The sequence below is a fragment of the Flavobacterium sangjuense genome (assembly GCF_004797125.1).
Lineage (GTDB): Bacteria > Bacteroidota > Bacteroidia > Flavobacteriales > Flavobacteriaceae > Flavobacterium > Flavobacterium sangjuense.
Genome location: NZ_CP038810.1, coordinates 1,959,909 through 1,973,238, shown reverse-complemented (window position 1 = coordinate 1,973,238; position 13,330 = coordinate 1,959,909). Strand labels below are relative to the sequence as shown.

15 protein-coding genes are annotated in these 13,330 nt (G+C 36.4%); 13 read left to right on the top strand and 2 right to left on the bottom strand.

The features are described 5' to 3' along the window. Position 1: 1 nt before the first annotated feature. The 8 genes from GS03_RS08615 (at position 2) to GS03_RS08580 (ending at position 7,831) form a co-directional block, all read left to right on the top strand. Positions 2-601 carry a phosphoribosylanthranilate isomerase gene (locus tag GS03_RS08615; RefSeq protein ID WP_136152137.1) on the top strand — a complete coding sequence of 200 codons (600 nt, stop codon included), beginning with the start codon at positions 2-4 and terminating at the stop codon, positions 599-601. 3 nt (positions 602-604) lie between these two features. Then, positions 605-1,792 carry a tryptophan synthase subunit beta gene (gene trpB / locus GS03_RS08610; protein WP_136152136.1) on the top strand — a complete coding sequence of 396 codons (1,188 nt, stop codon included), beginning with the start codon at positions 605-607 and terminating at the stop codon, positions 1,790-1,792. 2 nt (positions 1,793-1,794) lie between these two features. Then, positions 1,795-2,556 carry a tryptophan synthase subunit alpha gene (trpA, locus tag GS03_RS08605; protein WP_136152135.1) on the top strand — a complete coding sequence of 254 codons (762 nt, stop codon included), beginning with the start codon at positions 1,795-1,797 and terminating at the stop codon, positions 2,554-2,556. Positions 2,557-2,715: 159 nt separating this feature from the next. After that, positions 2,716-3,339 carry a TetR family transcriptional regulator gene (locus GS03_RS08600; protein ID WP_136152134.1) on the top strand — a complete coding sequence of 208 codons (624 nt, stop codon included), beginning with the start codon at positions 2,716-2,718 and terminating at the stop codon, positions 3,337-3,339. After that, positions 3,329-4,654 (top strand): TolC family protein, encoded by a 1,326-nt coding sequence (locus GS03_RS08595; RefSeq protein WP_136152133.1) that lies wholly within the window; start codon positions 3,329-3,331, stop codon positions 4,652-4,654. The genes GS03_RS08600 and GS03_RS08595 overlap by 11 nt, the downstream gene beginning before the upstream one ends. A 13-nt stretch (positions 4,655-4,667) precedes the next feature. After that, entirely contained in the window at positions 4,668-5,750 is a 1,083-nt protein-coding gene (locus tag GS03_RS08590; protein WP_136152132.1) for an HlyD family secretion protein, read from the top strand. Positions 5,751-5,789: 39 nt separating this feature from the next. Then, the gene (locus tag GS03_RS08585; protein WP_136152131.1) at positions 5,790-7,379 is read left to right on the top strand and encodes a DHA2 family efflux MFS transporter permease subunit; all 1,590 of its coding nucleotides are present in this window, start codon (positions 5,790-5,792) and stop codon (positions 7,377-7,379) included. 101 nt (positions 7,380-7,480) lie between these two features. Continuing rightward, entirely contained in the window at positions 7,481-7,831 is a 351-nt protein-coding gene (locus GS03_RS08580; protein WP_136152130.1) for a hypothetical protein, read from the top strand. Positions 7,832-7,892: 61 nt separating this feature from the next. Here GS03_RS08580 and yaaA read toward each other — a convergent pair whose 3' ends face one another. Next, positions 7,893-8,651 (bottom strand): peroxide stress protein YaaA, encoded by a 759-nt coding sequence (gene yaaA / locus GS03_RS08575; RefSeq protein ID WP_136152129.1) that lies wholly within the window; start codon positions 8,649-8,651, stop codon positions 7,893-7,895. 195 nt (positions 8,652-8,846) lie between these two features. On the opposite strand from yaaA, the gene GS03_RS08570 reads away from it, so the two are divergent. From GS03_RS08570 to GS03_RS08560, 3 genes are all read left to right on the top strand, one after another. Further along, positions 8,847-9,317: a hypothetical protein gene (locus GS03_RS08570; protein ID WP_136152128.1), complete on the top strand. Its 471-nt coding sequence runs from the start codon at positions 8,847-8,849 to the stop codon at positions 9,315-9,317. A 79-nt stretch (positions 9,318-9,396) separates the two neighbouring features. Next, entirely contained in the window at positions 9,397-10,365 is a 969-nt protein-coding gene (locus GS03_RS08565) for a YitT family protein (RefSeq protein WP_136152127.1), read from the top strand. A gap of 4 nt (positions 10,366-10,369) precedes the next feature. After that, complete coding sequence (locus GS03_RS08560; RefSeq protein WP_136152126.1) at positions 10,370-10,840, top strand: hypothetical protein; 471 nt, start codon at positions 10,370-10,372, stop codon at positions 10,838-10,840. Here the strand turns inward: GS03_RS08560 and GS03_RS08555 are convergent. Beyond that, positions 10,837-12,093, bottom strand: a complete 1,257-nt coding sequence (locus GS03_RS08555; RefSeq protein WP_136152125.1) for a TPR end-of-group domain-containing protein — start codon at positions 12,091-12,093, stop codon at positions 10,837-10,839. The two genes, GS03_RS08560 and GS03_RS08555, sit on opposite strands and share 4 nt — an antisense overlap. Positions 12,094-12,207: 114 nt before the next feature. Here GS03_RS08555 and GS03_RS08550 point away from each other — a divergent pair, with 114 nt between their 5' ends. Further along, complete coding sequence (locus GS03_RS08550; protein ID WP_136152124.1) at positions 12,208-12,732, top strand: hypothetical protein; 525 nt, start codon at positions 12,208-12,210, stop codon at positions 12,730-12,732. A gap of 70 nt (positions 12,733-12,802) precedes the next feature. Further along, positions 12,803-13,330, top strand: coding sequence for a superoxide dismutase family protein (locus GS03_RS08545; protein WP_136152123.1), 528 nt, complete (start codon positions 12,803-12,805; stop codon positions 13,328-13,330).

Sequence of the window (13,330 nt, the reverse complement as noted above, 5' to 3'; positions counted from 1 at the left end):
TATGAAGTTTCCTGATAATATCAGCGAAATAGCTTCATTGCAGCCTGATTTTATGGGTTTCATTTTCTATGAAAAGTCACCGCGCAATTTTGAAGACGATATTCCAAATTTGCCAAAGGCGATAAAAAAAGTTGGTGTTTTTGTCAATGCCTCATTGGAAGAAATTCAGGAAAAAGTAAAGCAATATGAATTGGATTTTATTCAAATACATGGAGATGAAAGTCCTGAATTTTGTCATTTATTACAGCAAAACAAATTTAAAGTGATAAAAGCATTTAGCGTCTATAACCTATTTAATTTTAACACTTTAAATAAATATTATAACTATTGCGATTGCTTTCTTTTTGATACCAAGGGAACCAATTATGGAGGCAACGGTCTTACTTTCGATTGGTCTGTTTTAGAAAACTATAATTTAGACAAACCTTACTTTTTAAGTGGGGGAATTGGAGTAGAAAACATCGAAGAAATAATATCATTTCTTAAAAAAGATCATTCCAAAAATTGCATTGCAATTGACTGCAACAGCAAACTGGAATTATCGCCCGGATTAAAATCAACAGAAAAAACAAAACAGCTTATAAACGCTTTTAAGAAATAAACTATGAAAACGAGTTACAATGTAGACGAAAATGGATTTTATGGCGAATTTGGCGGCGCATTCATCCCTGAAATGTTATATCCGAATGTGGAAGAGTTGCGTCAACAGTATTTATCCATAACTGCTGAAGCTTCTTTTCAGGACGAATTTCATTCGCTGCTGAAAGAATATGTCGGCAGACCAACGCCATTGTACTTTGCGAAACGGTTGTCGGAAGAATTCAAAACCAAAATCTATTTAAAACGCGAAGATTTATGTCATACCGGCGCACATAAAATCAACAATACCATTGGGCAAATATTGTTAGCCAAAAGATTAGGCAAAAACAGAATCATAGCCGAAACCGGTGCAGGGCAACACGGTGTAGCTACCGCAACGGTTTGTGCACTTATGGGTTTGCAATGCATTGTATATATGGGCGAAATCGATATTGAACGCCAGGCACCAAATGTAGCCCGAATGAAGATGCTTGGAGCCGAAGTTCGTCCCGCAACTTCAGGATCAAAAACCCTGAAAGACGCTACTAACGAAGCGATTCGTGATTGGATTAACAATCCTCTTGACACGTTTTATATCATTGGTTCCGTTGTTGGACCTCATCCCTATCCCGATATGGTGGCACGGTTTCAAAGTGTGATTTCAGAGGAAATTCAGAAGCAGCTTTTAGAACATGAAAATACAGAAAATCCGGATTATGTGATTGCCTGCGTTGGTGGTGGAAGCAATGCTGCCGGGGCTTTTTATCATTTTTTGGATAATGAAAGCGTAAACCTCATCGCTGTTGAAGCAGCCGGAAAAGGCGTTGATTCCGGAGAAAGTGCCGCGACTTCTATCCTTGGAAAAATCGGAGTAATTCACGGAAGCAAAACACTGTTGATGCAAACGCAGGACGGACAAATCACCGAGCCCTACTCTATTTCTGCAGGTTTGGATTATCCTGGTGTCGGTCCAATGCATTCGCATTTGTTTAAGACTAAAAGAGCTGAGTTCATCGCTATTACAGACGATGACGCTATGAAAGCCGGAATTGCATTAGCCAAAACCGAAGGTATTATCCCAGCGATTGAAAGCGCACATGCTTTGGCGGTTTTGCATCAAAAGATATTCAAGCCCGAAGATGTTGTTGTAATTAATTTATCCGGCCGTGGCGATAAAGATTTGAATACGTATATCAACTATTTCAACTTATAAAAATGAATAGAATCCAAAACAAATTATCAGAGAATAAAAAAATACTATCTATTTATTTTTCAGCAGGTTTCCCTAATTTAAACGACACTAAAAGTTTAATTGAAAGTTTAGCCGAAAACAAGGTTGATATGATTGAAATCGGCTTGCCTTTTAGCGATCCATTGGCCGATGGACCAACTATTCAAGCGAGTTCTACACAAGCTTTAAAAAACGGAATGACGACCGAAATTCTGTTTGAGCAAATCAAAGACATCAGAGAAACAGTAGAAATTCCGTTAATCATAATGGGATATTTTAATCCCATTTTGCAATTTGGAGCAGATAACTTTCTAAAAAAATGCCAGGAAACCGGTATTGACGGCTTGATAATCCCGGATTTGCCGTTAGAAATTTATATTTCTGAATACAAAGAACTCTTTGAAAGCTATGGTATTGCTATGGTTTTCTTAATCACACCACAAACTTCGGAAGAGCGAATCCGATTGATTGACGCCAATTCCAATGCGTTTATTTATATGGTCAGCAGTTCTAGTGTGACTGGGAGCAGAGATAGTTTTGACGACAATCAATTAGAATATTTCGAAAGAATCGCATCCATGAATTTGAAAAACCCGCAGATAATTGGCTTCGGAATTAGCAACAAAACCACTTTTGAACAAGCCACAAAACACCAAAAAGGAGTCATCATTGGCAGTAGTTTTATTCAATTCATTGCTAGCAATCCTATTTCAGGCATTTCTACATTTATCCAAAATATACTTTAGATAATTTTTTATATAGCATTGATAATTAATATTTTAATTATTTACTATAGTATTTATCTATGGTTGCTTTTTTGTTAATTTCATGTTAAAAATATATTAAACAAACGTTTAATTTAAACAGTTGTTTAATTTTGTCCTCGGTTTAAACACACACAAATCATGACTGAATTTAATGAAAAACAATTAGAGATTCTTCAGGTAGCTGAACAGTTATTTGCAGAAGAAGGTTTTGATGGAACATCGGTTCGGGATATTGCCAAAAAAGCCAATGTCAATATTGCCATGATATCTTATTATTTTGGTTCTAAAGAGAAAATGCTGGAAGCCTTAGTACTGAACAGGATTTCAGATATGCGCCTGCAATTGGAAAGCCTTTACCATGAAAACATTCCTCCTTTCGCTAAGGTTGACAAAATGGTTGAGCTTTATATCAGCCGCATAAACAAAAACCGCTGCATCTATCAAATTATCCACTTTGAGTTTTCTACCAAAAAAAGAGAACTGAACTTTGATAGCTTCACCGAAATGAAACAAAATAACTTAGAGACATTCAAAAACATTATCAGAGAAGGACAAGATAGCGGCGAATTCCACAAAGACATCAATGTTGCCCTGCTTCCTCCTATTATCATGGGAACCTATTTCCAATTCCACATGAACAAGCCGTTATACATGAAAATCTTTGATTTAAAAACGGAAGCCGAATACGAAAATTATATCGCCACTACACTCACACAGCACATTCAAAAAACCATAAAAGCATTACTTGTATATGAAAATTAACAAATTGGTTTTAATCGCCTTGCTGATTCTGGTTTTTACCAAAAATCAAGCGCAAGAAAAAAAACTACTTACCTTGAAAGAAGCTGTAGAAATGGCTGTCAGCAATAGCGATGCTGCATCATTAGCCAAAGCCAAAGTACAAACAGCGAAACTAGAGTTAGACGTCACCAAAAATAATCGTTATCCAAGTGTGAAAGCATCCGGACAATACCTGAGATTATCGAGCGCTCATGTCGATTCAAATTTCCAGTCGAATAGCACCTCATCTGAACCAGCCAAACCATTGAAAGTTGATCAATTGCTATTGGGACAAGTAAATGCATCTATGCCTGTTTTTAATGGATTTAAGCTAAAGAACAGCATTAACGAGTCTGATAGTATGTATAAAGCAGAAACCTTCTCTGAAAAGCATTCTAAAGAGCAAATTGGTTTGGAAGTCGTAGAATTGTTTGCCAGTCTTTACAAAGCCCAGCAAATGACTGAGCTGATTGAAGACAATTTAAAAACTGCAGACCAGCGTGTGAAAGATTTTACGGCTATGGAAGAAAACGGTCTGATTGCCCGAAATGATTTGCTGAAAGCGCAACTACAACAATCCAATGTGCAATTATCGTTGGATAATGCTAAGAAAAACACTTCTATTGCCAACTACAAATTAATCACTTTATTAAAATTACCTGAAAACACTCTAGTCGACATCGATATTGAAGCCGTAAAAAGAGACATGGCGAGCAATCAGGTAAATTCAGGGCAAGGCGAACGAAACGATTTAAAATCATTGGAACTTAAAAAACAGGCGGCCGAAAGCGGTATTAAAATCGCCAGAGCAAACTATTATCCTTCATTGTCTTTAACCGGAGGTTACATAGCTTTTGATTTGAATAATGTGCTTACTGTTACGAATGCCATGAATGTTGGTGTTGGTTTATCTTATGATTTATCAAACATCTTCAAAAACAGTAAAAACGTAAAACTGGCACAAAGCAAAACCAAAGAAACGGAAATCGCTTTATCGCTAATGACTGACCAAATCAAAGAAGAAGTGTTTCAGGCACAGGAAAATTACAATCTTTCGTTGAAACAAAGTTTGGTTTACGACAAAGCTGTTATTCAGGCGACTGAAAACTACAGAATCGTAAAAGACAAATACGACAACAGTCTTTCGGATACCAATGATTTGCTGGAAGCTGACTTTCAACAATTACAGGCCAAAATAAATCAGGCGTTATCTAAAGCCGATGTGGCTCAAAAGTATTACGAATTACAATTTGCTTCCGGAAAATTAACGGCGTCATTAAACATCAATCAAAAATAAAATATTCAAAACCATGGAAAATAAAGCAGCTACAAATAAAAAATTCCGTTTAATATTCATTGCCCTTGCGGTTTTAGGAATAGTGTATGGCGGTTACAAATACATTCATTCTTTGTCACACGAAACGACTGATGACGCGCAAGTGGCAAAAAAAATGAATCCAATAATCCCAAGGGTTTCGGGATATATTACCAAAGTTTTGGTTAAAGACAATGATATTGTCAAAAAAGGCGATACTCTTTTTGTGATTGATAACAACGATTACATTGTGAAAGTCGAAGAAGCTAAAGCGAATTTGGCTGCAGCCGAAAATAGTTTCGAAGTGGCTAAAGCCGATATCGGAACTTCACAAGCAGGTGTTTCTGTTTCTGACGCAAACGTGCAATCTGCCAATGGTTCAATTGAAACGGCTAAAATTAGATTACGCAGAGCTTCAGCCGACTTTGACCGTTATAATAATTTGTACAAAAATCATTCGATTACAAAACAACAATTTGAACAAGCCGAAGCCGCCAAACAGGAAGCGCAAAGCCAGTTACAGATTTTGATTGACCAACAAAAAGCTTCCGCTTTTCAAAGAAATGTAGCATCTGCAAGAACTAACGTAAGTAATAAACAAGTCCAAGTGGCAGCTGCCAATATCAAAAAAGCACAGGCAAGTTTAGATGCTGCTAATTTGAATTTGGGTTACACTGTTGTCACTGCTTCTATTGACGGTCAGGTTTCTACAGTTGACATTCAACCGGGACAATTGGTACAAGCGGGACAATCATTATTTTACATCGTTAACAACAATGAAACCTGGGTTATTGCCAATTTCAAAGAAACGCAATTAGACAAAATGCGTTCGGGTCAAAAAGTAAAACTAAAAATAGACGCGTTTCCGGGTGCTGAATTTGAAGGTGAAATCACTTCATTTTCTCCGGCAACCGGTTCAAAATTTTCCCTTTTGCCTCCAGATAATGCCAGTGGAAACTTTGTAAAAACCGTGCAAAGACTTCCTGTTAGAATTAATTTCACAGAAAACAATCCAAAAGACAAACTGCAATTATTGCGTTCCGGAATGAATGCCGATGTTGATGTTATTTTGAAATAATTTAAAATTTAGAATTCAAAATTTAAAATAACAATTAAAATGGCTAAAGCACCAGTAGTTCAGGAAGATTTAGTAGAATATGGTTTTCGCAGGACAATCATCACGATTACCGCAGTGCTTTGTGCGTTGCTCGAAATTGTTGATACCACGATTGTAAACGTTGCGCTTAACAATATGCGTGGAAGCCTTGGTGCCACATTAACTGATGTAGCCTGGGTAATCACTGCTTATGCAATTGCAAACGTTATTGTAATTCCGATGACGAGTTGGTTGTCACAGCAATTTGGTCGTAGAAATTACTTTGCTGCTTCGATTATCATTTTTACGGTTGCTTCTTTCATGTGTGGAAATGCCTCTACCATTTGGGAATTAGTCGCTTTCCGATTTATCCAAGGTTTGGGTGGTGGCGCTCTATTAGTAACAGCGCAAACCATTATCACCGAAAGTTATCCTATCGAAAAACGTGGAATGGCGCAAGCTATCTACGGAATGGGAGTTATTGTTGGCCCAACGCTTGGTCCGCCTTTAGGTGGTTATATTGTTGATCATTTTTCCTGGCCTTATATTTTCTATATCAATGTGCCAATCGGAGTTGTAGCAACACTATTGACTTTAACTTTTGTCCGAAGTCCAAAGTATGGTGAAAAACTAAAAGCCAATCAGGTCGATTGGTTGGGAATTGGATTGCTATCTGCTTTTATAGGTTCGTTGCAATACATTTTAGAACACGGACAGCAGGACGATTGGTTTAATGACAATACGATTAGCACTTTAGCCGTAATCAGTTTCCTTGGCTTATTCTTTTTCATTTGGCGCGAACTCACGTATAAATACCCTATTGTAAACCTAAGTGTACTTAAAGACAGTAACCTTAAAGTCGGTGTAGTAATGAGCTTTATCATGGGATTTGGATTGTATGGAAGTACATTCATTGTGCCGATTTATACCCAATCTATTTTGGGTTGGACAGCGACAGATGCGGGTTTACTTTTAGTTCCGAGTTCTATCACTGTGGCAGTCCTGATGCCTTTTATTGGTAAGATGATACAAAAAGGAGTTCCTCAAACCTATTTGGTGGCACTCGGATTTTTGATGTTTTTTGTTTTTACGTATTGGATGCATGATATTATGACACCAGATACCGGCGAAGAGCATATGTTTTGGCCGCTTATTGTTCGTGGATTTGGTTTAGGATTTCTTTTTGTTCCCATTACAACCTTATCGCTTTCAGCATTAAAAGGAAAAAGTATTGGTGAAGGTGCCGCTTTTACCGGAATGATGCGTCAGCTTGGAGGTTCTTTCGGAATTGCCATTATCACCACTTTCATTGCCCGTTTTGGTCAGGAACACCGTGTAAACCTGATTGCACATTTAGACCCAACAAGAATTGAAGTACAAAACAGATTACATGCTTTGCAAAGAGGATTTATGTCTAAGGGATTTAGCCCCGAAGTGGCATTGCAAAAAGCGTATAAGGTCATAGATTTTGGCATTACCAAACAAAGTTCGGTCTTATCCTATATGGATATTTTCCTTTATTTGGGCTTGCTTTTTCTATTTTGCATTCCGTTTATCTTACTGGTAAAAAAAGGAAAAAACAAAGTAGATATGAGCGAAGCCATGCATTAATTAACTAATTTACAAGTTATTAACAATTTGTTCATTTTTTAAAAACTATTTCCTAAATTTGGTTTTCAGGTTTTTAAACATCAACCTTTAAATCAAACATTATGGGACTTTTTGGTAAGAATCAAAAGAAAATCATCGAAGAGCTTCACAAGAAAAGTGAAGATCATTGCAAAGAAATAAGCAAAGAAATCGATGAGTTGTTAGACGATTTGAAAACTGATTATGATGAAAATCGTGAAGTTGTTAGAGAGTTTACTTCCTTCGTGGATGAATTAAAAACAAAATTAAGTCCGGAAGATGCAAATAAGCTATTGGACTTTTCCTCAAGATTGACCAAAATAAAACGTTGCGCTAAGAAAGGCGTTGAAGCCATGAGAGAATTGGCTCGCGACCAACGCAAAGTAACACGAGAAACAAGCATGGAATACGAAGAGTATTATTATATGAAATAAAAAAGGCCCCGAGAAATTGGGGCTTTTTTATTATTCTTTATTCAATACATTCAGAATGAATCTACCTCGTAAAAACCAATGTATTTCCTTTACTCAAATTCGTATCAAAAGCATAACCTTCATAATTAAATCCTTTCAGGTCGTCAATGGTTTCCGCATTGGTATCAATGATATAGCGAACCATCATGCCTCTCGCCTTTTTGGCAAAAAAACTAATCATCTTTAAGTTACCGTCTTTGTAGTCTTTAAATTCTGGTGTGATTACCGGAACTTTCAATGCTTTGGTATCAACAGCACTAAAATATTCGTTGCTTGCCAGGTTGATAAACAATTCGCCTTTTTTCAATTCGCTGTTTAATTCTTTGGTAATTGTTTTTTTCCAGAATTCATACAGATTTTTATTTTTCCCAATTGGTATAGAAGTCCCCATTTCTAGCCGATACGCCTGCATTAAATCGAGCGGCTTTAGCAAACCATATAATCCTGAAAGGATTCGGAGTTTATCCTGAAGCACTTCTAGTTTATCCAATGGTAAACTATAAGCATCCAAACCCAAATACACATCGCCATCAAAAGTATAAACCGCCTGACGCGCGTTTTCCGTTGTAAAAGGTGTGCTCCAATCCTGATTACGCTGCCAGTTAAGTTCTGCCAGTTTTTCAGAAATATCCATAAGCTGTGACAAGGCTTTCGGCTTTTTCTTTTTTAAGGTTCTCTGAATAGTGGTGGCCTGTTTTAAAAACTGAGGTTCAGAAAAAGTAGTTGTAGGCAATTCTTTTTCAAAATTCAACGATTTGGCTGGCGATATAACGATTTTCATTTGACAGATATTTGATGTCCAAAAATACAAATTCAATATTGAAAACCATATACGGTAAAATGAATTATTACGATGAAAGAATTGGCAAATCTTATAAGGATTCTGTGAAATTTTATAACAAATACCCTTCAGTCACATTGTAATTTTGTGAAAACCAAATCATTATTGTCTATTTCTTTATAAAATCAAAATCTGATGAAAAAAATTATTTTGTTTTGTTGCGTGTTGCTTATCGTTTCGTGTAAAAGTAAAAAAGCGGTTGTTGAAAAAGACACAACTACCGAGAATATAACTTTACTAAAACTAACTGACGCGGAAATACTTAAGAAAAAAAGAGCTGATGATTTGGGAACAAGGTTATTGGAAACCTGTAATGTCTCAAGATTCAGAGGTTTCAGCACAAACGAAGCTACAGATAAGGTTCGGAAGAATGCAACAAAAGAAAAAATTTCCGCCGTTTGCCAAAAAATCAATCAAAGAAATGGAAGATTTTTGGGAATCAATATAATTGAGATTTCTTATAACAAAAAAACAAGTGAATATAATTTTCGTTACAACATTGATTATGAAAAAAAACTTTATAAAAGAGAACTTTTTGTAACGATAAATGCTGAAAACAAGGTTTCTGCCATTTCCACAAAAGAAGTTACTCCAAAACCACTCTAAAAACCCTGTTAAAGGGGTTGGAATTCGGGCAAATTGTTGTATATTGACCAAGCGTTAAATGCTCTAAAACAACAATACTATGAATTCATTTTGGCAGAAAATAATAATCAGAACCATACTCAAAAAGCCTAAAAAGAAAAGTACAAATTATTCAAATTATGCTTTGGCTAAAGGCTATCGTGAGTTTGCAATTCTGGCCAAACGTCATGTCAAAGATTTCTTTTTAATCACATTGGGAATTTTTTCAGCGACATTCGGGTTCAAAGGTTTTCTGTTAACCAATCATTTTATTGATGGTGGTGCTACCGGAATTTCGCTACTTGTTTCTGCCTTAACCTCCATTCCACTCTATCTTTTAATCATTGGTGTTAATATTCCTTTTGTCATTTTGGGTTACCGAATAATGGGGCAGGCGTTTGCTATCAAAACTGCATTAGCCATCACCGGACTTTCTGTTTGTTTGGCAACTGTTAGTTTCCCGGATGTCACAACCGATAACTTATTGGTCGCTGTTTTTGGTGGTTTCTTTCTTGGTGCCGGCATTGGTCTTTCGGTTCGTGGTGGCGCAGTCATTGACGGCACTGAAGTTCTGGCAATTTATCTCAGTCGGAAATTCGGAACTACCATTGGCGATATCATCGTCGTAATTAATGTCATTATTTTTGCAGCTGCCGCTTATTTTCTTGGTATTGAAGTAGCGCTTTATTCGATGATAACCTATCTGGCCGCATCCAAAACACTCGATTTTATTGTTGAAGGTATTGATGAATATATTGGCGTGACCATAATTTCATCGCGCAGCGAAAAAATGCGTCAAATGATTATTAATAATATGGGAAGAGGTGTAACCGTTTATAGCGGAAAAGGTGGCTATGGAAAGCGTGGTGAAACCAAAGAAGTCGATATTATTTACACCGTCATCACCCGATTAGAGCTTAACAAACTCAACACCGAAATCGAGAAAATTGAGCCAACTGCTTTTGTGGTAATGAACAGTGTCAAAGACACCAAAGGCGGTATGATTAAAAAAAGACCGCTAAAACATTAATATTATGAAATCAAGAATCTTATTCTCAATTGTTTTTTTAATGCTTTTTATAAGTTGCAAAAAGGAAACTGTTACTCCAACTAAAGTTATTGAAAAACCAATGAAATCCCCATCAAGCAATGAATGTTATGCCTATGATTTGAAAGGCGATAAAATTGAATTGCAATTACACTATATGTCGGATTCAGACAGCGTAACCGGAAAATTAAATTTTGCCTTTGCGGAAAAGGATAACAATAATGGATTTATTATAGGTAAACTTACAGATCAAATTCTTATTGCAGATTATACTTTTCGCTCAGAAGGTAAAACAAGTAAGAGACAGGTTGCCTTTGAGTTAAAAGATGATAAAGCAATCCTTGGCTATGGAGAAATGGATCAGGATGGAACTTTTTTTAAAGATATCAACAAAGTTAAGTTTGATTCAGGTGTTCAATTGACTAAAACAGACTGCAGCACTTCTCATGATAATTAATTCAGTTTACAACTAAAAAGTATCGGATTACTAACTTTAGTCACATCCAAAACACCATTTTCATCATAAGCTTTCCATGGACAGTTGGCAAAGAAATAAACTTTGGTTCCAACGATTGTTGCTAATGCCGGTTCATCAAATTCTGGTCTGTTATTGTCAAGTATTTTAAAACTACTGATTTGATTTTGTTGCTCATTGAGTTTAAACGCTGTGACTCTAATCGGTTTTACTCCGTTTTGAATCGCGATTAAAGTGTTGTTATAAAACACCAGGCCATCAATTCCTTTAGCGGATGTGCTTTCTGGGAAAGCTAACCATGTTTTTGTTTTAGTTGGTATATCAATGACTGCAATTCCTTTTAGATAATCGGCCACAAAGAGTTTGCTTTGTTGGGTGTTAAATGCCAATCCCTGCATATTAAGACCGTCTTTTTCAAACGAAACAAACTCGGTCATTATATCATTTTCAATTTTGTAAAGTATAGGTTTACCACTATCAGAAACATAGACAACGCCTTTATTGTCGATAATCAAATCTCCAAAAATATGGTTACCTTCTACTGCAAATCGATTGGCTATTTGTTTGGTTTTTATATTTACTTTTAAAACCTCAGCTTTACCATTCATTGCTTTAGTAAAGTTTTCCATTTCCGGAAAGGCAGCTGTAGCAACCCAAAGAAATTCTTCTTTAGCATCAGCTTTCAATGCCAGAACAGCCAACATATTATCTGCTGAAAGCCAATCTTTGCATTGCCCGGTTTTGATATCAAAGGCAATAATCTTTCTTTTTCTGATGCTTGATGCCAGCCATGTTTTGGATTTTGGCAGGTAAGTCAATCCTTCAGGATGCAATTCTTTTTCGCTCAAAGTGACTACAATTTCAGAATTAGAAACAATAGCATTCTGGCTGTTTTTTAGCGCTACAACGGTTTTAAAACCTTCTGTTTCGCTTAAGAATTTAAAATCATCATCTGTCTCAAAAGCGGTTGTATTATTCATCAAAACCAACTTTTTCAATGTGGCCAATGCCTTTTCAGAATTACCATTCAAAGCATAAGCCGAAGCCAAATTATAAGTATAGGTTGGATGAAAAGAACGAAGACTGTCTAATTTCTGCGTAAGCTGCAAAAAGGTTTTATAGTCTTTGGCTTCGTAGGCTCTGACACTTGAATTGTAGATTTCTCTTTGCGTTTGGGCTACGCTTAACGTGCTATTCAATAAAAAGAAAATCAGAAGTAAGTTCAAACATTTCATGGAGCTGCAGTTAAATAGTTTGAGGTATGACGCACAAACGATTTGTTTATTACAGTTTTGAGAGTTTTTTTATTTCGAACAAATTCCTATTTTAGTGGCTTAATATATAAACACATGAAACTACTAGGAATTGGTTCCAGAATAAATCACGCCGAATATGGCAAAGGAGTTGTAACGAATGTATCTTCTAAAGAATATTGGGTAACCTTTATTGATGGCGGATTAGAAACCATAGATCTCGATAGCGAATTTGAAGTAATCGAAGCAGCAGAAAACGAAGTTGACACGATTAGCTTCTATGATGTGGAACAAAGTTTACTTTCTATTCTAAAAAAATGGAACGGACTTGGAGAACCTGTTGCCATTGGCGATAAGTGGAAAGGTGGCAATATGAAATTGGTTCCCGGTCAAGCCGGTTTGGCTCACAAAGATGTACCGATTGATGTTTTCTTTCACAAAATAGTAATGCTTCGTGACCGTCTGCGTGTGATGGAACAAAAGATAAACGCCAGCAATCTTGAAGAAATAGAAAAAGTAGAATTGCAACAATACATTACCCGTATTTATGGCAGCTTGACTACATTCAATGTATTGTTCAAATCTCAGAGTGATTATTTTGTAGGCGAAAAAACAAAGTAAACTTTAACCTAAATTTAAAAGGATTGCACAAGTGAATTGTTTACTTTTATAATTCTAAAAGAAACTACTCATGAAAAAAATTGTCATAGGAATTTTAGCTATTGGATTGCTGATTTTCGGTTGTAAAAGTTCTTCTTCGAATGATAAAAGCAAAACAGTCAATATCATTTTTGAATCCAAAAGTGGCAGCAATGTCAGAGGCAACGGTACTTTCACAGAGAAAAATGGAGAAGTTACTTTCACTGCCAATTTCAACGGCTTAAAACCCGGAGTGCACGCGATTCACATTCATGAAAAGTCGGATTGCTCTGCTGCTGATGCTACTTCAACCGGTGGCCATTGGAATCCAACGTATAAAAAACATGGGCGTTGGACGGATGCCGAACACCACAAAGGCGATATGGATAACTTTTATGCCAATGCAAATGGCGATGCTACAGTATTGTTCAAAACCAGTGAATGGTGTATTGGTTGTGGCGATGAAACCAAAGACATCATAGGCAAAGCTGTAATTGTGCACGAAAAAGCCGATGACTATACAACACAACCAACAGGAAATGCTGGTGCGCGATTGGCATGTTCTGCTATCATTAAGTAA

What these genes read in the sequence shown, in the direction of transcription:
- GS03_RS08590 (WP_136152132.1), top strand. Translation starts at nt 4,668, where the DNA reads ATGGAAAATAAAGCAGCTACAAATAAAAAATTCCGTTTAATATTCATT.
- GS03_RS08560 (WP_136152126.1), top strand. Translation starts at nt 10,370, where the DNA reads ATGAAATCAAGAATCTTATTCTCAATTGTTTTTTTAATGCTTTTTATA.
- GS03_RS08555 (WP_136152125.1), bottom strand. Translation starts at nt 12,093, where the DNA reads ATGAAATGTTTGAACTTACTTCTGATTTTCTTTTTATTGAATAGCACG.
- GS03_RS08595 (WP_136152133.1), top strand. Translation starts at nt 3,329, where the DNA reads ATGAAAATTAACAAATTGGTTTTAATCGCCTTGCTGATTCTGGTTTTT.
- GS03_RS08570 (WP_136152128.1), top strand. Translation starts at nt 8,847, where the DNA reads ATGAAAAAAATTATTTTGTTTTGTTGCGTGTTGCTTATCGTTTCGTGT.
- trpB (WP_136152136.1), top strand. Translation starts at nt 605, where the DNA reads ATGAAAACGAGTTACAATGTAGACGAAAATGGATTTTATGGCGAATTT.
- GS03_RS08600 (WP_136152134.1), top strand. Translation starts at nt 2,716, where the DNA reads ATGACTGAATTTAATGAAAAACAATTAGAGATTCTTCAGGTAGCTGAA.
- GS03_RS08565 (WP_136152127.1), top strand. Translation starts at nt 9,397, where the DNA reads ATGAATTCATTTTGGCAGAAAATAATAATCAGAACCATACTCAAAAAG.
- GS03_RS08550 (WP_136152124.1), top strand. Translation starts at nt 12,208, where the DNA reads ATGAAACTACTAGGAATTGGTTCCAGAATAAATCACGCCGAATATGGC.
- GS03_RS08615 (WP_136152137.1), top strand. Translation starts at nt 2, where the DNA reads ATGAAGTTTCCTGATAATATCAGCGAAATAGCTTCATTGCAGCCTGAT.
- GS03_RS08545 (WP_136152123.1), top strand. Translation starts at nt 12,803, where the DNA reads ATGAAAAAAATTGTCATAGGAATTTTAGCTATTGGATTGCTGATTTTC.
- GS03_RS08580 (WP_136152130.1), top strand. Translation starts at nt 7,481, where the DNA reads ATGGGACTTTTTGGTAAGAATCAAAAGAAAATCATCGAAGAGCTTCAC.
- trpA (WP_136152135.1), top strand. Translation starts at nt 1,795, where the DNA reads ATGAATAGAATCCAAAACAAATTATCAGAGAATAAAAAAATACTATCT.
- yaaA (WP_136152129.1), bottom strand. Translation starts at nt 8,651, where the DNA reads ATGAAAATCGTTATATCGCCAGCCAAATCGTTGAATTTTGAAAAAGAA.
- GS03_RS08585 (WP_136152131.1), top strand. Translation starts at nt 5,790, where the DNA reads ATGGCTAAAGCACCAGTAGTTCAGGAAGATTTAGTAGAATATGGTTTT.